Origin of the sequence: Lysinibacillus sp. FSL R5-0849 (genome assembly GCF_038595075.1) — a bacterium.
Classification (GTDB): domain Bacteria; phylum Bacillota; class Bacilli; order Bacillales_A; family Planococcaceae; genus Lysinibacillus; species Lysinibacillus fusiformis.
This window is the reverse complement of sequence record NZ_CP152004.1, coordinates 3,671,371-3,693,242: the sequence shown is the minus strand read 5'-3', so window position 1 is coordinate 3,693,242 and position 21,872 is coordinate 3,671,371. Positions and strand designations below refer to the sequence as shown.

The 21,872-nt window shown below is 38.7% G+C and carries 23 protein-coding genes; 11 read left to right on the top strand and 12 right to left on the bottom strand.

The genetic code is table 11. The annotated features are described in order from the left end of the window. Positions 1–21 precede the first annotated feature (21 nt). The 6 genes from MKY80_RS18260 (at position 22) to cysI (ending at position 5,928) form a co-directional block, all read left to right on the top strand. Entirely contained in the window at positions 22–225 is a 204-nt protein-coding gene (locus tag MKY80_RS18260) for a hypothetical protein (protein WP_008178090.1), read from the top strand. A gap of 393 nt (positions 226–618) precedes the next feature. Next, positions 619–1,392, top strand: a complete 774-nt coding sequence (cobA, locus tag MKY80_RS18255) for a uroporphyrinogen-III C-methyltransferase (protein WP_089986181.1) — start codon at positions 619–621, stop codon at positions 1,390–1,392. Between the two features lie 12 nt (positions 1,393–1,404). Continuing rightward, positions 1,405–2,145, top strand: coding sequence for a sirohydrochlorin chelatase (locus MKY80_RS18250; protein WP_008178094.1), 741 nt, complete (start codon positions 1,405–1,407; stop codon positions 2,143–2,145). Further along, positions 2,145–2,294 carry a YezD family protein gene (locus MKY80_RS18245; RefSeq protein ID WP_008178096.1) on the top strand — a complete coding sequence of 50 codons (150 nt, stop codon included), beginning with the start codon at positions 2,145–2,147 and terminating at the stop codon, positions 2,292–2,294. Before MKY80_RS18250 ends, MKY80_RS18245 begins: the two co-directional genes overlap by 1 nt. A gap of 46 nt (positions 2,295–2,340) precedes the next feature. After that, positions 2,341–4,122 (top strand): assimilatory sulfite reductase (NADPH) flavoprotein subunit, encoded by a 1,782-nt coding sequence (locus tag MKY80_RS18240; RefSeq protein WP_096364927.1) that lies wholly within the window; start codon positions 2,341–2,343, stop codon positions 4,120–4,122. A gap of 87 nt (positions 4,123–4,209) precedes the next feature. Continuing rightward, entirely contained in the window at positions 4,210–5,928 is a 1,719-nt protein-coding gene (gene cysI / locus MKY80_RS18235) for an assimilatory sulfite reductase (NADPH) hemoprotein subunit (protein ID WP_008178099.1), read from the top strand. A 77-nt stretch (positions 5,929–6,005) separates the two neighbouring features. Here the strand turns inward: cysI and MKY80_RS18230 are convergent. The 5 genes from MKY80_RS18230 to MKY80_RS18210 form a co-directional block, all read right to left on the bottom strand. Beyond that, a protein-coding gene (locus MKY80_RS18230; protein WP_342530556.1) for an IS3 family transposase occupies positions 6,006–7,291 on the bottom strand; the annotation gives its coding sequence in 2 pieces (ribosomal slippage) (positions 6,006–6,958 and positions 6,958–7,291; 1,287 coding nt in all). 139 nt (positions 7,292–7,430) lie between these two features. Next, positions 7,431–8,501 (bottom strand): sulfate ABC transporter ATP-binding protein, encoded by a 1,071-nt coding sequence (locus MKY80_RS18225; protein ID WP_008178104.1) that lies wholly within the window; start codon positions 8,499–8,501, stop codon positions 7,431–7,433. Between the two features lie 15 nt (positions 8,502–8,516). Then, on the bottom strand, positions 8,517–9,389 hold the full coding sequence (cysW, locus tag MKY80_RS18220) for a sulfate ABC transporter permease subunit CysW (RefSeq protein WP_008178106.1): 873 nt from the start codon (positions 9,387–9,389) through the stop codon (positions 8,517–8,519). A gap of 10 nt (positions 9,390–9,399) precedes the next feature. After that, entirely contained in the window at positions 9,400–10,233 is an 834-nt protein-coding gene (cysT, locus tag MKY80_RS18215; RefSeq protein WP_342530553.1) for a sulfate ABC transporter permease subunit CysT, read from the bottom strand. Positions 10,234–10,244: 11 nt separating this feature from the next. Next, entirely contained in the window at positions 10,245–11,288 is a 1,044-nt protein-coding gene (locus MKY80_RS18210; RefSeq protein ID WP_239355471.1) for a sulfate ABC transporter substrate-binding protein, read from the bottom strand. Between the two features lie 444 nt (positions 11,289–11,732). Between MKY80_RS18210 and MKY80_RS18205 the strand changes: the two genes are divergently transcribed. The 4 genes from MKY80_RS18205 to cysC all read left to right on the top strand — a co-directional run bounded on the left by MKY80_RS18205 (position 11,733) and on the right by cysC (position 15,325). Next, the gene (locus tag MKY80_RS18205) at positions 11,733–12,434 is read left to right on the top strand and encodes a phosphoadenylyl-sulfate reductase (RefSeq protein WP_008178112.1); all 702 of its coding nucleotides are present in this window, start codon (positions 11,733–11,735) and stop codon (positions 12,432–12,434) included. Between the two features lie 12 nt (positions 12,435–12,446). Continuing rightward, entirely contained in the window at positions 12,447–13,511 is a 1,065-nt protein-coding gene (locus MKY80_RS18200) for an inorganic phosphate transporter (RefSeq protein ID WP_008178114.1), read from the top strand. A gap of 84 nt (positions 13,512–13,595) precedes the next feature. Further along, positions 13,596–14,735, top strand: a complete 1,140-nt coding sequence (gene sat / locus MKY80_RS18195; protein WP_342530547.1) for a sulfate adenylyltransferase — start codon at positions 13,596–13,598, stop codon at positions 14,733–14,735. Further along, on the top strand, positions 14,732–15,325 hold the full coding sequence (gene cysC / locus MKY80_RS18190; protein ID WP_342530546.1) for an adenylyl-sulfate kinase: 594 nt from the start codon (positions 14,732–14,734) through the stop codon (positions 15,323–15,325). Before sat ends, cysC begins: the two co-directional genes overlap by 4 nt. A 56-nt stretch (positions 15,326–15,381) precedes the next feature. On the opposite strand, the gene mnhG is transcribed toward cysC, so the two are convergent. From mnhG to MKY80_RS18155, 7 genes are read right to left on the bottom strand one after another with little or no spacing between them, the layout of a single operon-like run. Further along, a complete protein-coding gene (gene mnhG, locus MKY80_RS18185; protein WP_008178118.1) occupies positions 15,382–15,750 on the bottom strand; it encodes a monovalent cation/H(+) antiporter subunit G in 369 nt (122 codons plus the stop codon). Beyond that, a complete protein-coding gene (locus MKY80_RS18180; protein ID WP_008178119.1) occupies positions 15,734–16,015 on the bottom strand; it encodes a Na(+)/H(+) antiporter subunit F1 in 282 nt (93 codons plus the stop codon). The genes mnhG and MKY80_RS18180 overlap by 17 nt, the downstream gene beginning before the upstream one ends. Continuing rightward, entirely contained in the window at positions 16,012–16,491 is a 480-nt protein-coding gene (locus MKY80_RS18175) for a Na+/H+ antiporter subunit E (RefSeq protein ID WP_008178121.1), read from the bottom strand. The genes MKY80_RS18180 and MKY80_RS18175 overlap by 4 nt, the downstream gene beginning before the upstream one ends. A gap of 4 nt (positions 16,492–16,495) precedes the next feature. Continuing rightward, entirely contained in the window at positions 16,496–17,983 is a 1,488-nt protein-coding gene (locus MKY80_RS18170; RefSeq protein ID WP_008178123.1) for a Na+/H+ antiporter subunit D, read from the bottom strand. Beyond that, positions 17,976–18,317, bottom strand: a complete 342-nt coding sequence (locus MKY80_RS18165) for a Na(+)/H(+) antiporter subunit C (protein WP_008178124.1) — start codon at positions 18,315–18,317, stop codon at positions 17,976–17,978. Before MKY80_RS18165 ends, MKY80_RS18170 begins: the two co-directional genes overlap by 8 nt. Beyond that, positions 18,317–18,739 carry a Na(+)/H(+) antiporter subunit B gene (locus MKY80_RS18160; RefSeq protein WP_008178127.1) on the bottom strand — a complete coding sequence of 141 codons (423 nt, stop codon included), beginning with the start codon at positions 18,737–18,739 and terminating at the stop codon, positions 18,317–18,319. The genes MKY80_RS18165 and MKY80_RS18160 overlap by 1 nt, the downstream gene beginning before the upstream one ends. Beyond that, the gene (locus tag MKY80_RS18155; RefSeq protein WP_107922472.1) at positions 18,726–21,137 is read right to left on the bottom strand and encodes a Na+/H+ antiporter subunit A; all 2,412 of its coding nucleotides are present in this window, start codon (positions 21,135–21,137) and stop codon (positions 18,726–18,728) included. Before MKY80_RS18155 ends, MKY80_RS18160 begins: the two co-directional genes overlap by 14 nt. 154 nt (positions 21,138–21,291) lie before the next feature. On the opposite strand from MKY80_RS18155, the gene MKY80_RS18150 reads away from it, so the two are divergent. Further along, positions 21,292–21,855: a DUF5366 family protein gene (locus MKY80_RS18150; protein ID WP_008178131.1), complete on the top strand. Its 564-nt coding sequence runs from the start codon at positions 21,292–21,294 to the stop codon at positions 21,853–21,855. The last annotated feature ends 17 nt before the right edge of the window (positions 21,856–21,872 follow it).

Below are 21,872 nucleotides of genomic sequence, written 5' to 3'. Positions count from 1 at the left end.
GAATAAAAAGGGAGGTAGCATATGCGTAATTTCGGAGGTTACCCAGGAGGAGGATTTGGAGGAGGTATTTGGCCATTCGGTGCACCGTTTTTCGGTGGCTTTTTAGGAAGTTTCCTAGGTTCTCAATTTAATCAATATCCTTACAATCCATATTATCCAAACTATCGGCCATATCCGCCTGGTCCATTTTTCCGACCAGAACCACGGTATCGTAGACGCTGGTAAGAACATAAAATAAATAATCCAGTTGCCTAGTCAAAAACGGCAACTGGTTTTTTTGTTGTGTTGAGGAAGTATCAAATTTTGGGTTGACAGAATATACTAAATTATTTATTATTCTTATTATATTACTAAGAATTAAAAAGTAGCTGACTAGCAAACTAGAGGCTTTTATTGTTCATAGGCATTTTTGTGCCTAGGGATAATATTAGCCTTTTTTCTTTACCTTGATGACATCAATCTTTTTCCTCTATAGGGAGAATCAAAAATTTGTTCAAACGCCACCATTTGGAGACACAACCGCTTGTGGATGTCAAAGGGCGTGACGGTTGCTACTCCGTCAACTAAAAACAGGACACCATGACGCGAAGGCGCAACGGATAGAAGGAGTGAAATGGAATGGGGAAAGTATATATCGTTGGTGCTGGTCCTGGGGATGTGGATCTTATTACGGTCAAGGGTTTACGTTGTATTGAATGTGCAGATGTCATTTTATATGACAGACTCATAAATAAAGAGCTATTAAACTATGCTCGACAAGACGCTCAATTAATATTTTGCGGAAAACTGCCACAACAACATGCCATGATTCAGGAGCATATTAACCAAACGCTTGTCAGTTATGCACAGCAAGGGTTAATCGTTACAAGATTAAAGGGAGGTGACCCATTTGTCTTCGGAAGAGGGGCAGAGGAGGCTGAAGTGCTAGCCAAACATCATATTCCATTTGAAATTGTACCAGGGATTACTTCAGGTATAGCAGCCCCGGCTTATGCAGGAATTCCTGTGACACATCGGGATCTAAGCTCAAGTTTTGCAATGGTTACGGGACATATGCAGGAAGGAAAAGATGATGCAATACGTTGGGAAAGTCTTGCAAAAGGAATCGATACGATTGCTATTTATATGGGAGTAGGTAATCTGCCGTACATCCGACAGCAACTTCTCAAATATGGACGTGAGGAAGGAACACCTGTAGCCGTTATTCATTGGGGAACTTTTGCTGATAAGCAAAAAACGGTTACGGGTACTTTAGCAACAATTGAAGAAATCGTTCAAACAGAAAATATTCAGAATCCGAGTATCATTTTAGTTGGAGAGGTTGTGGCATTAAGAGAAACGATACATTGGTTCGAGCATAACAGTCCACAACCAATCCAAGTTACGGGGTAAGGATGTGACTTTATGCAGGCTATTTTATATATTGCTCATGGTAGTCGTGTTAAGGCAGGTACAGATCAAGCTGTAGCTTTTCTACAAGGCGTTCAACAAGAGGTTCATGTATCTATTCAGGAAATATGCTTTTTGGAGCTTGCAACACCTACCATTGCAGAGGGGATTGCCAACTGTGTTAGACAAGGGGCAACTATGATTGCTGTTATGCCTATTCTATTGCTAGCTGCACAGCATGCGAAGCAAGATATTCCAAGAGAAATTGCCGAAGCTCAAAAGCTCTATCCGCATATCCAATTTTCCTACGGTGAACCATTAGGCATTCATGAACGAATCATTGACACGTTGCAGGCTAGGATTTTAGAAAAGCAGCAGCCTAACTGCGAAGCAAGTGTTTTACTAATAGGACGTGGCAGTAGTGATCCGACCGTAAAGAGAGATTTAGCTGAAATTGCAACAAGATTGCGAATGAAATACAACTATCAAACAGTAGATACTTGCTTCTTATATGGGATGGGTCCGAGTTTTGATGACTGGCTCCAGCATGAAAAAGAGAGGCAGCATCAAGTTTTTATTGTGCCGTATCTCTTATTTACAGGTATCTTACGGCAAAGCATAACAAAGCGATTACAAGGACTATCTAACAACAACATGATGTTATGTGAAAGCTTAGGTTATGACGTCAATGTAAAAAAAGTGTTAGTGGAACGTATTGATGAATTACTACATTTCAAAGAGGAAGGTGTTTCATAATGGCAGATAAAAGGCTTGAAAATGTAAATCTAGCATTAGATAATGTCCGCCAAATGCTAAATACTGTGAACCATGGTTCGATTACATTGATTGTTCAAAACTCTTATGTGGTTCAAATCGAAAAGAAAGAAAAAATAAGACTCCGATAATTCTTTTTAGAGGATGAAATGATAACGATTCGCGAGGTGGCAAAGATTGAAACTGCAAGTTATAAACAGTCCATTTAATGAAGAGCAGGTAAAATTATTAAACGAACTTTTACCTCAATTAACACTGGAGCAAAAAATTTGGTTAAACGGTTATTTAAGTGCACCACAAGCTACTCAGGAGGCCGTAGTTGAGACGATCCCTGCAGCAGCCCCTATTACGAAAACCATGACGATTTTATATGGTTCCCAAACAGGTAATAGTCAAGGGCTAGCTGAAAAATATGCCTCTCTATTAAAGGCTCAAAACGTAGACGTTACTGTCTCATCATTAGGGAAATTTAAAGCAAGTAACTTAAAGAAAATCACCAATCTATTACTTATTGTGAGTACACATGGTGAGGGTGATCCACCTGATCAGGCGATCCAGTTCTATGAATTTTTGCATAGTAAACGAGCACCAAAACTAGAGCATCTTCAATATGCGGTACTTGCATTAGGGGATAGCTCCTATGAATTTTTCTGTAAAACAGGTAAAGACTTTGATGAGCAATTTGCCAAACTAGGTGCAACAAGAATTGTTCCTCGTACTGATTGTGATGTGGATTATGATGACGCTGCTGCACAATGGTTCTCAGCTGTTCAACAAGAATTTCTCAAACAGGCTACTACAATATCGGTTACTTCAACACAGAGCGATGAAATACAAGGAGCTACTACATATTCAAGAAAAAATCCATTTTACGCTGAAGTGTTAGAAAATATTAATCTAAATGGTCGCGGCTCCAACAAAGAGACACGTCATCTAGAGTTATCCATTGAAGGTGCTAATTTTCAATTTGAGCCAGGAGACAGTATTGGGATTCAACCGGAAAATAGTGAACCATTAGTCGATGCATTACTGGGAGTACTACAATTTGATCCAGCTACTGAAGTGACTGTGTTAGATGAAACAGTGTCCTTAAAGAATGCCTTACAAAAAAAATTGGAAATTACAGTGTTATCTAAGCCAGTTCTTGAAAAAATTAAAGCTTACACAGAACATAATGAGTTTTCATCGTTATTAGAAGAACCTAATGCATGGAAGGATTATGCCAAGGGAAGGGATTTACTTGATGTAGTAGAGGATTTTGCTCCTTTCACATGGAGTGCGCAACAATTCGTGGATATTCTGCGAAAAATTCCATCAAGACTGTATTCCATTGCAAGTAGCCAATTGGCGAATCATGATGAGGTGCATTTAACGATTAGCAAGGTAAGCTATGAGACGAATGGTCGACAACGTCTGGGAGTATGTTCAGGTAGTGTGGCAGAACTTCAAATTGGCGCTACATTACCAATCTATGTTCATAAAAATCCAAATTTCAGATTACCTGAGCAGAAGGAAACGCCCATAATTATGATTGGCGCGGGCACAGGTATAGCACCGTATCGAGCTTTCCTAGAGGAAAGAGAAGAGTTAGGGGTAGAGGGGAAAGCTTGGCTCATTTTTGGTGATCAGCATTTTGTCACAGACTTCCTCTATCAAACAGATTGGCAACGCTGGCTAGCTTCTGGCACATTAAGCCAAATGCACATAGCCTTTTCACGTGATACCGATAAAAAAATCTATGTTCAACACAAATTGGAAGAGAATGCAGCTAATTTTTATGAATGGCTTGAGCAAGGTGCTGTCATTTATGTATGTGGTGATGAGAAATCAATGGCAGCTGATGTGGATGCAACCATTCACCGTATTATAGAGCAGCAGGGGCAGAAAACGTCTGAGCAAGCAAAAGCCCTTGTGCAAGAACTAAAGCAACAAAAACGATACCAACGGGATGTTTATTAAGAAAAAACTCTTCCTCGTAGGAAGATGACTATTTGCTAGCAAGCAAAGCCTCTGGAGAGGTGTAATGGATTAAAGGAGCGATAAAGAATGACAGAGAAAATTGTTTTGCCTCCACAGTCAGGGAAACCAAGTGATGTAGAGCGTATTAAGACGGAAAGTAATTATCTTCGTGGGACACTCGAACGGACTATGAATGATCCATTAAGTTCTGGTATTCCTGAGGATGACAATCGTTTAATGAAATTCCATGGTAGTTACCTACAGGATGACCGAGACCTTCGCACTGAAAGACAACGACAAAAACTAGAGCCTGCCTATCAATTCATGGTACGCGTACGAACACCTGGAGGAGCGGCTACCCCAGAGCAATGGCTTGTAATGGATGAAATGGCTAGAAAGTATGGCAATGGCTCCTTAAAACTAACTACACGTCAAGCGTTTCAGGTGCACGGTATTTTAAAATGGAATGTCAAAAAATATATGCAAGAAATTAATGACGTGTTATTGGACTCTCTTGCTGCTTGTGGGGATGTAAACCGTAATGTTATGTGTAATGTAAACCCAAATCAATCAGCATTACATGAAGAAGTTTATAACTGGTCTGCTAAACTAAGTGAGCATTTACTACCTCGTACACGTGCATACCATGAATTATGGTTAGATGGAGAAAAGGTAATAGACAGTCAGGATGAAGAAATTGAACCGATTTATGGAGAACAATATTTGCCGCGTAAATTTAAAATTGGCATTGCGATTCCGCCAAGTAATGATGTCGATGTGTTTTCACAAGATATCGGACTAATCGCGATCGTAAAAGATCAAAAGCTTATTGGCTTTAATGTAGCTGTTGGTGGAGGAATGGGGATGACGCATGGCGATCATGCTACCTATCCACAGCTTGCGCGTGAAATTGGCTTTATTACACCGGATAAACTACTGGAAACAGCAGAAAAAATTATAACAATTCAGCGGGATTATGGGAATCGCTCAGTTCGTAAAAATGCACGTTTCAAATATACGATTGATGCAAGAGGACTAGAATGGTTTAACGAAGAATTAACGCGACGTTTGGGTTGGAGTATTCAAGAAGCGCGCCCTTATACATTTGAACGTACAGGAGATGAGTTCGGTTGGATTAAAGGGGCAGAGGGTAAGTGGCATTATACGCTATTTATTCAAAACGGTCGCATTAAAGATTTTCAAGATTATGAGCTGTTAACAGGGTTACGTGAAATAGCTAAGGTGCATACAGGTGATTTCCGTTTAACTCCTAACCAGAATTTAATGATTAGTAATGTAACACCACAGAAAAAGAAAAAGATTGATGCTATTATAGAGCAATATAAGCTGACGGATGGTGCGCATTATTCTGCATTGCGTCGTAATTCCATTGCCTGTGTCTCCTTACCAACCTGTGGTTTAGCCATGGCGGAGGCGGAACGTTATTTGCCATCTCTTATTACAAAAATGGAAACAATCATTGATGAAACAGGGTTAAATGATACAGAAATTGTTATTCGGATGTCAGGCTGTCCAAATGGTTGCTCCCGTGCAGCGATGGCTGAAATAGGCTTTATCGGTAAAGGTCCTGGGAAATACAATTTATATCTTGGAGCAAGTTTTACTGGTAATCGATTGAATAAAATCTATCGTGAAAATATAGGTGAGGAAGAGATACTAGCGGAGCTACGACCAATTCTTGTACATTATGCGAAGGAACGTTTAGACGGTGAGCATTTTGGTGATTTTGTCATTCGTGCTGGATATGTGACGGCTGTATACGATGGTAAAGAATTTCACATATAATAAATATAAAAACCATGTAGCAAATTTTGAACTGAACCCTATAAAGTAGACAGTTTAATAAAAGACCATTTGCTACATTAAACAGCGATTAAATGACTTCGGTATGCTGCCGGAGTCATTTTTTTTAACGTCCATTGCTTTCTTGTATTGTTGTAGTGCTCCATATAATCATCTATCATATATTTTAATTCTGATAAGCTTCCAGCTTCTTTATATTCTATTTCATCTTTAAAATGCCCAAAGAATGACTCCATTGGCGAATTATCTAGGCAGTTTCCTCGGCGAGACATTGACTGAAGTAATCCCATTTCTTTGACGCATTTTTGAAATGCTGGGTGTGTATAATGGAAACCTTGATCTGAATGAATCATCGCTTCAGGATGTAAATTGTCATTGATATGCTCTTCTAATTTTTTTAGCGTACGATAAACAAACTCCATGCGTAAATTTGTCGATACCTCATATGCAACGATTTCTCGTGTTGCAACATCCTTTATACACGATAGATACGCTGTTTGTCCGCCACGATATTGTAAATACGTAATATCTGTTAAAAACACTTTGCCTGGCTCTGTTTGATGAAAATTACGATTTAGATGATTAGGTACTTGACGATGGATTTCTGTAGCTTTGGCAAGATTTCGATAAGGGTTTGCACGTCTTACTTTCGAATATAGATTGAATTTACGCATTAATCGTAGAATTTTTTTATGATTCATCGGGATTTCAAGTAGTTCTTCTAGTGCCATGTAAAGACCCCGATAACCAACTTTTCCTTTTGACGCATCATAAATCGTTTTTAGTAGGACGTAGTCCTGAAAATCTGCTTCTTCTCGCATCGCTTGTTTCTCACTATTTTGGAGCCATTTATAATAACCACTGGGGCTTACATTTGCCAAATCACATAAATAACGTGTCATATTTTTCAACTGATACAGCCGAACGGTATCATTAATTGCTTGATACTTTTCCCTTGGTATTAAAATAGCCGTTTCTTTGCCTGCCTTTCCATCTCGTCTAGCTTTTTTAACAGTGTTAATTCAGCTTCAAGTAAACGAATACGTGCCTCTGCTTTTTCTAATTTCTTTTCAGCTGACATGTGTTCTTTTTTTGGTCGACCAGAACCTCCTTTTCCGCGTCTTTCCTCTGAAAATGCTTGTTCTCCATGAGTTTTAAAAGATGCTCTCCAGCGTTTAATCGATGACCTTGCTTTTTCCACACCAATCACTTCTAAATCAAACCCGTTTTCTTTAAAGATTTGTACAGGTCCCTTACCAGCTAGATTTTCTTTGACCACAGATGCTACAAATCGATTCGCTTCTATTTGTCGTATCTGATGTTCGTTAAAAATGATTTTACTCATGCTAATTTCTCCCGTTCTTAATTTCGTATATTTAGTATAACGAGATTTTTTTGTGAAATGAACAAAAAACCCCGAATAGGGTCACTTTTTAAAGTGTCCACTATTCGGGGTTCAGTTCATTTCTTTGCTACATGGTTATTTAAATGGAGTAATCTTCGGGGATAAAGACCTTTAATTGCTTCGGCCTAACAAATACATGATCGCCCACTTCAAGCTGAAGGTGAAGGAACTGTTCTTTTGATAATTCTGCCTCTAAAAATTCATCTAAATCTTCACGGCGTAGCTCAATTTGAACAATAGGCCCCAACAGATGGATATGATTGATTTTGACGGGAACCGTTCCTGGAATACTTACCTTTTCTATTTGTATATCATGGGGGCGTACATAACCAATCACATTATCTTTTGTATGTGATTGTACATCAGGTACATCCAGTGCAACTTCTCCATGCATCAGCTTACCGTTATGTAAGCGTCCTTTAAAAAGATTAACGTTCCCTAAAAAATCATAGACAAATGGACTTTTGGGATGTGTATACACTTCATCTGGACTCCCAATTTGCTCGATTTTGCCATTGTTCATGACAACAATACGATCTGCCACATCCAGTGCCTCCTCTTGATCATGCGTAACAAATATACTTGTAATATGAAATTCATCATGTAACTTTCGTAGCCAGCGACGCAACTCCTTGCGAACTTTTGCATCAAGTGCCCCAAATGGCTCATCTAGCAGAAGAACTTTCGGCTCTACTGCAAGTGCTCTTGCAAGTGCCACACGCTGTCTTTGACCACCTGAAAGCTGTGTAGGATAGCGGTCAGAGAAATTTTCGAGTTTAACTAATTGTAGCAATTCCATCACTTTGTCTCGTATCTCTTGCTTAGTAGGTCTAGTTTTCCGAGGGCGAACCTTTAGGCCATAGGCGACATTTTCAAAGACTGTCATATGACGAAATAGGGCATAATGCTGAAACACAAAGCCTACATTACGTTCCTTTGGATGCCGATCCGTCATGGAATGTCCATCAAAAAAAATATCACCCGTATCGGCGGTTTCCAGCCCTGCAATGACACGTAATAGAGAGGTTTTTCCTGATCCAGAGGGGCCAAGCAATGCAACAAGCTCCCCTGACTGAATATGAATAGAAATATCCTCTAGTGCTTGAAAAGATCCGTATATTTTCGAGACATTTTGAATTTGAATACTCATGTTGATCATCTCCTATTAACTAGAGTTGGACTTCCATGCAATGATGTCTTTTAAAATTAATGTAAAGATAGCTATAACACTCATTAAGGATGCAACAGCAAAGGCGGCTGAAAATTGATATTCATTATAAAGAATTTCAATATGAAGGGGCATTGTATTCGTCATGCCTCGTATATGGCCAGATACAACTGAAACTGCACCAAATTCTCCTATTGCTCGTGCGTTACACAAGATTAGACCATAGAATAAACCCCATTTAATATTGGGTAAGGTGACATACCAAAATGTCTTAAAGCCACTTGCACCAAGTGAAATCGACGCCTCCTCCTCAGACGTACCCTGTGCTTGCATTAGAGGTATTAGCTCACGAGCAACAAAGGGCAGTGTGACAAATATAGTCGCAAGCACAATTCCAGGTAGGGCAAAAACAATTTTAATATCATTGGTGAATAACCAATCACCAAATAATCCCTGCGATCCAAATAGTAAAATAAATACCAAACCTGCGATAACAGGGGAGACCGCAAAAGGTAAATCAATAATGGTTAGTAAAAGATTTTTCCCCTTAAAATTAAATTTTGTAAGGGTCCATGCAGCCATTACGCCAAAGATTACATTTAGAGGTACGGCAATCGCTACAACTGTTAAAGTGAGTTTAATAGCAGCTAATGCATCTGGATGTGTGATAGCTGCCAAGTAAACATCAACACCTTTTTGAAAGGCTGTAATAAAAATTGAAGCTAATGGCAGGACGATAAAAAAAGCTAAAAAGGCTAATGCAATAAATGTAAGCGCATAGCGAATAACACGAGGCTCCTGTAAGGCGGCAGACTTAGACACCTTATTTTTTTCAGTACTAGCCTGTTGAATAAATGTTGATTGTTCCATATAGCTCCTCCTAATGTACAAACCGACGATTGGCTAGCCATTGTATGACGTTAATAGTTAATAATAAAATAAATGAAGTAACAAGCATTACTACTGCAATTGCAGTGGCACCAGCATAATCGTATTGCTCAAGTTTAGTCATAATAACTAAAGGGGTAATTTCGGTTTTCATCGGCATATTTCCAGCGATGAAAACAACCGAGCCATACTCTCCTAGAGCACGGGCAAAGGCTAATGAAAAGCCCGTTAATATGCCTGGTAGCAACTCTGGTAAAATCACCTTACGAAAGGTTTGTAAACGATTGGCTCCAAGGCTAGCTGAAGCCTCCTCGACTTCAGCACTAATATTTTGCAATACTGGCTGTACTGTCCGTACAACGAAAGGGAGACCAATAAAAGTTAAGGCAATTATAATACCAAGGGGCGTAAAGGCAATTTTAAAATCAAAAAATTGGCCAATCCAACCATTGGGGGCATAGAGCGATGTTAAAGCAATCCCTGCTACAGCAGTAGGTAAAGCAAAGGGTAAATCTACTAATCCATCAATCATTCTTTTAAAAGGAAACTGGTAGCGAACCAGAACCCAAGCGATAATTGTACCGAAGAGTACATTTAATAGACCTGCAATGAGGGCTGTGCTGAAGCTCACTTTATAGGAAGCAACAGCACGAGGATCAGTGATAATATCGAAAAACGCAGCCCAGCTTAAGGACATCGTATGGAAAAATATCATAGAAAGTGGTAATAACACTAGTAAACTAACATATAACATCGTATATCCAAGAGATAGGTAAAAGCCTGGAATAATACGACGTGATTTTTTCGTCAGGGTTAAACTACTCATCAAAACACTCCTTATTGTGGCAAGTAGATTTCATCAAAGGTACCACCGTCTTTAAAGTGAGTTGCTTGTGCTTTTGTCCAGCCACCAAAATCATCGATAGAAACAAGTTCAAGCTGAGGGAATTGGTCTTTATATTTAGATAGAACAGCTTCATTGCGAGGTCGGTAATAGTTTTTGGCAGCAATTTCTTGACCTGTATCGCTATATAAATGCTGTAAATATGCCTCTGCCACTTCGCGTGTTCCTTTTTTATCAACGATTTTGTCAACAACCGCCACTGGTGGCTCCGCTAAAATACTTAATGATGGGGTAATAATCTCGAATTCATCCTTCCCTAATTCATGAAGTGATAAGTAAGCTTCATTTTCCCATGCAATTAAGACATCCCCAATTTTTCGTTCCACAAAAGTTGTGGTAGCACCTCGGGCACCGGAATCTAGTACTTCAACATTGCTGTATAGTGATTTCATAAATTCTTTTATTTTTGTTTCATCGTTGTTATATAACTTTCCCGCATATCCCCAAGCAGCTAGGTAGTTCCACCGTGCACCACCAGATGTTTTAGGGTTAGGGGTAATGACGGATACGTCTTTTTTGATGAGATCATCCCAATCTTGTATATTTTTCGGGTTGCCCTTGCGTACTAAAAAGACAATAGTGGATGTATAGGGAGTAGAGTTATGGTCAAATTCTGTTTGCCAATCTTTATTTAGCAGTTCACGAGTTTGGGCAATTTCATCAATATCATAGGCGAGAGCAAGCGTGACAACGTCTGCTTCGAGGCCATCAATCACTGCTCTACCTTGTTTTCCTGAGCCTCCATGAGATTGTTTAATCGTGACATCCTGCCCTGTTTCATCCTTCCATTTTTTTATAAAATCTTGATTGAACTCATCGTAAAGCTCGCGTGTTGGGTCATAGGATACATTTAATAGCTCTACTGATTCTTGGCCACCTGTATCTTCATTTGAGTTAGCACTACTACATCCTGTTACAGATAAAGTTAATACAGCAAGCAGTGCCAAAGATTGAAAGACATTGTTCCTTTTCTTCATTCCATTTCGCTCCCTTTCTGGCTAAAGAATGCAAAAAGCCATCCCCTATAACGATAATTCGTCATTGGTAGATGGCCTTCAGATCCTCTGATCAGCATTTTGGTATTTGTAGATAATACATTAAACATATATTTCCTATTAGTCAACAAGGAATTGTGGAATGTTGAAAATAAGGGTGATTTACCTAGCTATCATTTATCTTATGCAACTAAGAGTGTCAAAAATGGGTTTATTGCATAAGATATTTCAAAAACCTAGTTGACTGCTTGGTGTACTTTAGTATATATTTGGTAATAAGAAAAAACGATTATAGAACGAGGTAGCAATTACTAGTGAAAAATCGTTGAATAATGAGCTGGCTAGTCAAACTAGAGGCGTTTTAACAAAGACATGTTTTTGGGTGTCTTTTGTTAGAACGCCTTTTTTCGCTATGAGGGGGATTCAATGTTAACACATGCAAATTGGCAAGAACCAAACATTAATTTTCAGGTTGATGAAACGTATAAGGGAGCATTAGAGGTTTTACAGTGGAGCTATCAAGAGTATGGGAATGAAATTGTCTATGCCTGTAGCTTTGGGATAGAGGGCATAGTTTTAATTGATCTCATTTCAAAGGTAAGACCAGATGCAACCATTGTCTTTTTAGATACAGATGTCCATTTTAAAGAGACCTATGAAACGATCCAGCGAGTAAAGGAAAAATATCCACCATTAAACATTGTGATGAAAAAGCCTTCACTTACACTTGAACAACAAGCGGCCCAATATGGTGATGAACTATGGAAGTCAGATCCAAATCAATGCTGTGCTATACGCAAGATAAAGCCTTTACATGAAGCCCTTTCAGGTACAAAGGCTTGGATATCTGGTTTACGTCGTGAACAATCGCCATCACGTCAACAGACAAATTTTCTTAATCGTGATGATAAATTTAAGTCGATTAAAGTTTGCCCACTTATCCATTGGACATGGAAGGATGTTTGGCGATATGTCTCAAAACATAATTTGCCATACAATCCTTTGCACGATCAAGGCTATCCAAGTATCGGCTGTGAGCATTGTACGAAGCCGGCGTTTACGATGGATGATTTACGTTCAGGTAGATGGCAAGGCTCAGGCAAGACGGAATGTGGGTTACATGAATAAAGGAGTAATGCCATGCTAGAATATTTCGCCATAGCTATTAGTTTATTTTTTGCAATGAATATAGGTGCAAGTGGAGCAGCGGCTTCAATGGGAGTTGCTTATGGGGCCGGAGCTATTAAAAAGGCTTGGCAAGCATTATTGTTATGCGCCATAGGCGTTTATAGCGGAGCGGTTTTAGGCGGAGGAGAAGTAGTCAAAACGATTAGCTCAGGCATTATGCCTCAGGAATATATTACGGTGAAAATTGTCATCATTATTTTAATTTCTGCAACGAGCAGTTTATTTTTTGCCAACCTTCTAGGCATCCCCTTATCTACGAGTGAGGTGACCGTTGGTGCAGTCGTTGGTGTGGGAATGGCTTATAAAGTGCTATTCGTTCAATCTTTACTTGTCATCATGTCCTTTTGGGTTATCGTCCCACTTATAGCTTTTGTTATAGCCCTTATATGTGGAAAGTTGTTATATAAATTACAGCATAGGGGGCTACTAAAAGATCATCCAATTTTAACGGTTCTACTCGTATTAGCAGGATTTTTTGAAGCCTTTTCGGCAGGTATGAATAATGTTGCGAATGCAGTTGGACCGCTAGTAGGCGCTGGCATGATGGATGTTACTATCGGCATTATGCTTGGGGGTGCCTTTGTCGCTATAGGAGCCATCCTACTTGGAAAACGAGTTCTTGAAACAAACGGAAAAAAAATTATGCGGTTTCAAAAGGCAGAGGGTATTTTAATTTCAAGTACGGGTGCGCTCCTTGTTGGTATAAGCTCCATTTTTGGACTTCCAGTGCCACTAACGCAAGTAACATCTTCCTCTATTATCGGAATGGGTATGGCGAAGAACGGAAAACAAATTTTCCATAAGCATATTGTGAAAAAGATTATTCGTATATGGGTTGTATCCCCAATTTTTTCATTAGCCATTTCTTATTTTTTAGTGCAGTTATTTTTAGAAAAAGATCTTTATGCGATTATTTTGAATGGCAGCATTATCGTTGGAACGCTTGGAGTTATTAGTTTAATGCGTACAATGCGAGAGGAAGAGCAATCCATATATGATGCAGGAGAGGGTATTTAATTACACTAGTGTTACAACATCATTGATCTTTCATACATTTCAACTATTAAACTTAGTATTTAACTAGAATTAGGAGGAGATTATATGAGTTTACAACCACATGGAGGGTTTCTTGTGCAAGCTTTCCATCCCGAAAAGGAGATGACATCTATTCATAAGGAGATTGAGCTGGATGCCATTTCTTTGAGTGATTTAGAGTTAATTGCCATAGGTGGCTACAGCCCTATCGAAGGCTTTTTAACACAAGCAGATTATGAATCTGTAGTGGAAAAAAGTCGATTAGCATCAGGTATAGTATGGAGTATTCCAATTACCCTCCCTGTGACGAAAGAGAAGGCAGCAGCATTACAACCTGGCGAAGAGGTAAAATTAGTCTACCAAGGTGAAACTTATGGCGTTATTCAGGTAGCTGATATTTTTGAGCCGAATAAGCGAACAGAGGCATTACTTGTATATGGTACTGAGGATCTCGCACATCCTGGCGTTCACAAGCTACATGAACGTCCTGCCATATATGTCGGAGGGAAAATTACTCTAATCAAACGTCTGGCACAAAAGTTTCCTACCTATTCATTTGATCCGGTGGAAACCCGTCAACTATTTGCTTCAAAGGGTTGGCAAACCATTGTTGGCTTTCAAACGCGTAACCCGGTGCATCGAGCGCATGAATATATCCAAAAGGCAGCACTTGAAACGATTGATGGTTTATTTTTAAACCCTCTTGTTGGTGAAACAAAGTCGGATGATGTGTCTGCGGCTATCCGCATGGAGAGCTATAAGATTCTATTAAAAAATTACTATCCTGAAAATCGTGTGCAATTAGGAGTGTTTCCGGCTGCTATGCGTTACGCAGGACCAAGAGAGGCCATTTTCCATGCACTTGTAAGAAAAAATTATGGCTGTACACATTTTATCGTCGGTCGAGATCATGCCGGTGTAGGGGATTACTATGGCACGTACGATGCACAAAAAATCTTTGAACAGTTTACGGAAGATGAATTAGGGATTGTTCCATTAAAGTTCGAGCATAGTTTTTATTGTCAGCAATGTGAAGGAATGGCTACAACAAAAACTTGTCCACACGATAGCTCTGCCCATATTATTTTATCAGGAACAAAAGTACGAGAGATGCTACGTAATGGGGAAGTACCACCAAGTACATTTAGCCGTAAAGAGGTAGTAGATGTATTAATAAAAGGCATGCAAAAGGAGGTAGTCAAATGAGTTCGAATATTGTTTGGCATGAAGCCTCCGTTACAAAAGAGGAGCGTCAATCCCAAAATAAACATCAAAGCTTTATTTTATGGTTTACGGGCTTGTCTGCTTCAGGAAAATCATCTATAGCCAATGCGTTTGCCCGCCAATTATATGAAAGGGGCAACCAAGCCTTTGTATTGGATGGCGATAATGTCCGTCATGGCCTAAACAAGGATTTAGGTTTTGAGGAGGCAGGACGAAAAGAAAATATTCGTCGTATAGGGGAAGTTTCGAAGCTTTTTATAGAAAGTGGTCAAATTGTATTAACGGCATTTATTTCTCCTTATCGAGAAGATCGTCAGGTGGTCCGTGCACTTGTTGAAGATGGTGAATTTATCGAGGTCTTTGTAAAGTGTTCAGTAAAAACATGTGAAAAACGGGATCCCAAAGGCCTATATAAAAAAGCGAGAAAAGCAGAAATTGCTAATTTCACTGGTGTTAGCGCCCCTTATGAGGAACCAGAAAACCCTGAAATTATTTTAGATACTGAACATCATACGATAGAAGAATGTGTGCAACAGTTGACTAGTATTTTAACTTCCAAAGGGTATATATAATAAACAAATAAAAAAATCTGCTCGTTCAGAACGATTGAGCAGATTTTTTATATGTCTTATTGTGTGTCCTGTTCTTTTTTCATTCTGTCAATTTCAGGGCCTAATTCATCACGTACTGTCCCTTTCCAAGGCTTGACACCAGCAATATAAGAGGAGCGAGTCATAATATGTCCTCCAACAGGGCCAGTGATGAAGAGGAATAGTATTCCTAGTAATATACGTGGATTAAAATGATCTTCGATTAGCCAAAAGTGAAAGAATACACCAATTAGTACACACATGACACCAAGTGTAGCACTTTTTGAGGCAGCATGTGCTCGTGTATATAAATCAGGTAGGCGGATAAGCCCAATAGCTGTGACGACAATAAAAAGTACTCCAATAGAAATGAAAAAGATAACTAAACTATTAGCGAGAATTGTCACGTTTAATGATATCTCCTTTCTCTATGAATTTAGAGAAAGCAACTGTACCGATAAATGATAAAATCGCTAGCAATAAAATAATCTCAAGGAAGAAGCTTGTTTCCACTAAAATCGAAAATAATCCAATCAAGGAAATAAGAGAGACACCAAGTGAATCTAAAGCGACTACACGGTCAGATGCAGAAGGTCCTTTGATCATCCGATAAATGACCGCAATCATCGATAAGCAAATCACTACAATGACCGTTATAATAAATGTTGTCATGATTTACTCACCTCCAAAATCGCTTTCTCAAATGAATCTCGAATGGAGGCAACAGCCTCATCCACATCATTAATATCAATAGCATGTACATATAGTGTTTTAGCATCATCCGATACATGTACGACTACAGTTCCTGGCGTTAAAGTGATAAGACTGGATAATAATGTGATTTCCCAGTCTTCTGTTAATACAGTAGGATAAGCAAAAAAGGCAGGCTGCATGTCCAATTTAGGCTTTAATACTACCTTCAGGACTTGCACATTCGCTAATACTAATTCTTTAAAGAACAGCAAAGTTAATTTTAAAAGGGCCCATAGGCGGTAGACATAAAGACGAGATCTAAAAAATCTTCGCATTATTATGAGTAAAATGATGCCCATTAAGAACCCAATAATAAAGCCGGTTGCTGTGTAATTAGAGGATAGGAACATCCATACGAAGGCAAGTACAAAGTTTAAAATCATTTGAAATGCCACAGCGTTAATCCCCCTTCATCACAGCATCTATATAGATAGATGGATCATTTAAAAGTTTTGCTGCATCGTCCATAAATGGCGTCATCCATTCGGAACCAACACCATATGCGACAGAAATAAGTACTAAAAGGGCTGAGGGCATAAACAGCATTTTGTAGATAGATTTGTCAACGATGCCCTTCGTTTCTTTTTCCTCGCCCCAAAAGGCATAGATGAAGATACGAATTACGGATAGTAGAACGAGCAACGAGGACGCTAATATGAAAATACTACTCCACATATTACCCGCTTCAAAGCCACCTTGTACAATCAATAGTTTGCCAACAAATCCGCTAAGTGGTGGAATTCCGGCTAAGCCAAATGCTGCAATTAAATAACACCAACCAAGTGCCGGGTATTTTTTCATCAGACCACCCATCTTCCGCAAATCAGATGTACCAGTAATGTAGATGATTATACCGATTAACATAAAGAGTGCTGCCTTTATGAGCATATCGTGTACTAAATAAAACATTGCTCCCTTTAAGGAAGCTTCATTCATTTGTGAGACACCAAATAAAATAACCCCTACGGCGATGACAATATTGTAGATAATAATAAGTTTGACATCAAAGTAAGCGAGTGCCCCGATGCATCCAGCCACAATTGTAGCAATGGCAAGTACCATCAATAGATCATGAGTATAGGATAAATCGTGTACAAAGAATAATGTATAGGTACGTGTAATCGCATAGACACCTACCTTTGTGAGCAGTGCACCGAATAATGTTAGTACAGGTATAGGCGCCGCTGCATACGAAGTAGGAAGCCAAAAATACAATGGGAAAATGGCTGCTTTTAATCCAAATACCATTAAAAAGAGTACAGCTATAACGGTAATGATACCTGGTTGATTGATTTCAGCTATTTTAACGGCAATATCAGCCATATTCAATGTTCCTACAACCGAGTATAAAAAGGCTACAGTAATGACAAATAGGGCAGACGAAATAACATTAATTAAAATATATTTAATCGATCCTTTCAGTTGCCCTTTCTCGCCACCTAGGACGATCAGTAAATAAGAAGCCATTAATAATACTTCGAAGAAAACGAATAAGTTAAAAATATCACCTGTAGTAAAGGCCCCATTAACCCCAGTTAAAATAAACATGATTCCAGGGTAATAAAAGAATCGTTCACGTTCCTTCGTAATAGAACCAAAGCCATACCAAACAACAAAAAAGGCAATTAACAATGTCGTTGTCACGAGCAATGCGGATACCATATCAGAAACCATTGTAATGCCATAAGGAACTGGCCAATCTCCGAAAGTGACCTTTTGGATACCATCATGTTTCACTTTCATTAGAAGTGAAACGGCAGTGATCAAGGAGATCCCGATTCCAAGTAATGAAAATGTTCGTTGATACATTAAATTTTTTTGCCCAAACATTAAAATCATACCGAAGAAAAACGGAATGATGATAGGCAGCAGTAGGAAGTTATTCATCCTCATCACTTCCTCTCATTAAGCTAATATCATCAGTTTGCAGCTCCTGATAGGAACGATATGCCAGCACTAGGAAAAACGCCGTGACGCCAAAGCTAATTACAATAGCAGTTAAGATCAGTGCCTGAGGTAATGGATCTGCAAAAGTTTTGGCTCCTTCGTTTAACACGGGTGGAGCCTCACCACCAAGACCACCCATCGTTAATATAAGTAGATGAGCACCATGACTTAAAAGTCCTGTACCAATAATAATTCGTAATAAACTTTTTGATAAAATTAAATAGACAGCTGCCATAAAGAGGAAGCCAATGACAAAGGCCATAATTATTTCCATTATTCATCCTCTCCAATCGTTTGAATAATGGTCATCGTAACACCGACAACAACCAGATAGACACCGCTATCAAAAAGCATAGCCGTGTGTAAAGACTGTTTGCCTAGAAGCGGTAAATCAAAATAATCAAAGAAATGAGTAAAAAAAGGTTCGCCCACAAACATAGGGAATGCTGCAGTAGCAAGGGCTAATAATAAACCAATAGCCGTTAAATACGTGTAATTAATAGGTAAAATATGGCGTACAGTACGGATATCAAACGCTAACACTAATAGCACGATGGCACTGGAGGTTAAAAGCCCTCCAACAAAGCCACCACCCGGCGTGTAATGACCTGCTAAAAAAATATGAATGGAGAAGAAGAAAATAATGAAGAATACAATTTTAGCCGTAAATTGTATTATCACATCATTTGTTTTCATGTGTTTTCTCCTTTCTATTCATACGCAATTTAATCATTGCAAAGATAGCCATTCCAGCAATAGCGAGTACTGTAATTTCAAACAATGTATCAAAGCCACGATAGTCTACTAAAATTACGTTGACAATATTTCCTCCGCCCGCTAAAGAGTAAACGGTTTCCTCATAGTACTTAGAAATAGTAGGAATGAGTTTTTGCGAATGAGCAGATAGTGCGACAAGTGTTACCATGACACCTACTGCAATGGATATAACAGCTCGATTTAATTGAAATCTCATACGCTCTTCTCGTTTACCAAGCTTTGGCAAATGGTAGAATGCCAATAAGAAGAGGGCAACAGATATGGTCTCAATAACAAGTTGTGTTAAGGCTAAATCTGGTGCATTAAAAATAACAAAGAATAATGCTACCGTATATCCAACAGAGCCAAGACCTATAATGGCGGTTAACCGCGATTTAGCTAGTATGGTGATAGCTGTTCCAATTAATAAAACCACGACTAAAATAATTTCATAGGGTCTTATCGGAGCGGTCCCTTGGAATGAAAGACTAAAGGCATTTTTCACAAAAAGCGAACCAATGACGATAACAGCAATACCACTAAACATATAGAGTAAATAATGACGCATTGAGCCCGTCATATAGAGTCGAGAGAGGCGATTTAAGCCAACATCTAACCCCTGCATAATTTTGTCATAAGCATTATTCAAAGTGAAAGCCCTTGGGAATCGCTGATACATTCCTTGCCATTTCGGTAGTGAAACAAATAGCAGTACCCCAATAATGATAATTCCTATCGTCATGAGAAGTTCTGGGTTGACCCCATGCCAAGCTGCTACATGTATGTCAATATCTTGTGGTGTTTCGTATAAAAATGGCTGAATCGCTAGAACAGCCGGTTTGACAAATGTATCACCAATAAAATTCGGGATAAAGAATATGAACACAACTAATCCCGCTAAAAGCATTGGAGAAACTAGCATTCCAATAGGTGCCTCATGTGGTTTATGAGGTAATTGCTCTGGTTTGTAGTTGCCATTAAATGTCCGGAAAACAAAATAAAAGCTATAAATAAATGTGAAAATACTAGCAATCCAAGCGATGATTGGGAAGAGCACTCCCCATGTATCAAAGCCAAAGAGCTCAAACTTTTGAAGGGAGAGCATGGCTGTTAAAAACATTTCTTTACTTAAGAAGCCATTAAATGGTGGAAGACCAGCCATCGATAAGCTTCCTATCGCCGCAACTGTAAAACTGATAGGCATAATACTCATTAACCCACCCAATTTTCGAATATCACGCGTTCCTGTTTCATGATCGATAATCCCAGCAATCATGAATAGGCTACCTTTAAATGTTGCGTGATTAATGAGATGGAAGATCGCAGCAAATGCCGCGAATTTAATGGTATCTACTGATTCATTCGCATGAAACGCCACTGCGCTTGCCCCAAGTAGTGACATAATAAGTCCAAGTTGACTAACTGTCGAGAAGGCTAGAATTCCTTTTAAGTCCGTTTGCTTGACTGCAAAGAAGGAACCCCAGAATAAAGTTAAAATACCTATACCTGTTACAAGCCATACCCAGAGCTCAGAGGCCGCAAATATTGGGGTAAAGCGTGCTACTAAATAAATACCTGCTTTGACCATCGTGGCAGAATGTAGGTATGCACTGACTGGTGTAGGTGCTTCCATTGCATCTGGTAGCCAAATATAGAATGGGAATTGTGCAGATTTTGTAAATGCTCCTAGAAGTAATAAAACAAGCGACCATGTAAATAAAGGTTGATCAACTAGATTCGGTGCCATAATAATTAGCTCTCGAATGGAATAAGTTCCACCCATTAAGTAGAGAAGCACAAATCCACCTAGCATCATTAAGCCGCCGCCGACTGTTATCATCATTGATTTTAGTGCGCCAAGGCGTGATGCATCACGGTTATACCAATAACCAATGAGCAGGAATGATGAAATGGACGTTAATTCCCAAAAGAAATACAGTGTAATTAAATGATCTGACTGTACTACTCCAAGCATGGCAGACATAAATAACAGTAAGTAAACATAAAAATTATGTAATTTTTCTTTATGTTTATCTAAATAAAAAATGGAGTAGAGGACAACTAAAGATCCGATTCCAGTAATTAATAGCGAGAATAATAAGCTAAGGCCATCCAAATAGGAGACGAAGGAAATATCAAGCGATGGAATCCAAGGAAGTTTAGCGGTAAAAACTCCACCTTTAGCTACTTGTGCAATATAGGATGCATAAATAACTACGAGCGTAGCTGGAACAGCGAGAACAAACCAGCCAGTATGAATATTTTTTATGCTTTTATATAAAAATGGTACGAAGATTGCAGCAAGCATTGGAATGAAAATATAAAGTACTTGTAACAAAAAAACCCTCCTTTATGCAGGTAAGTAAATCAATTATAACGTACTTTAATTGGGAATGCATACGTACTATTGGGATTTAGCTTGCGGTAGTGGAAGAATTTTCGTTATATTATAAATAGGAAGTTATCAAGAAAAATAGAGGAAAAAAATTTTTATGAAGAATCCATATATCTACGGTTATTTACCATTAATTACAATTTTATTGTTTAGTTTGACATTTGGTATGTATGCAGTTGGAGAATCTTTACAGATTTTTCGAGCGATCGGTGTATATTCAGGAATGAGAGAGTTTTTATCTGATGTTGAATTACGTGTATTCTTACTCATAGTGTTTGCTGTTGTTTTTTTTATGCTATTTTCAGCACTCAAACTAGTAGGAGAAACCATCCATGAGTTAGGAATGCTCTTTTTTTCAAAAGACAACGATGGTGCAACTGTTAGCCAAGCGCGAGGCGGCTATATCATTTTGTTTATTGGTGCTATGTGTTCAGCATTTGCAATCCAATTTATTTATGTGTTAATAGGAATTTTTGTCCTCACTGTTTTTACATATTTCATTTATCTTATTTACAAAATGAGTCATTTTATGTCAATGGGCGGCACAATCGGTCTATTAATCTTTGAACTTTTTATGTGGACAATTCTATTAACATTCATCGTGTATGTTGTATTGAAACTATATAATGGTATTTTAGCAAGTCTACCATTTGCCCAATAAATGCATACCGTAGGCAA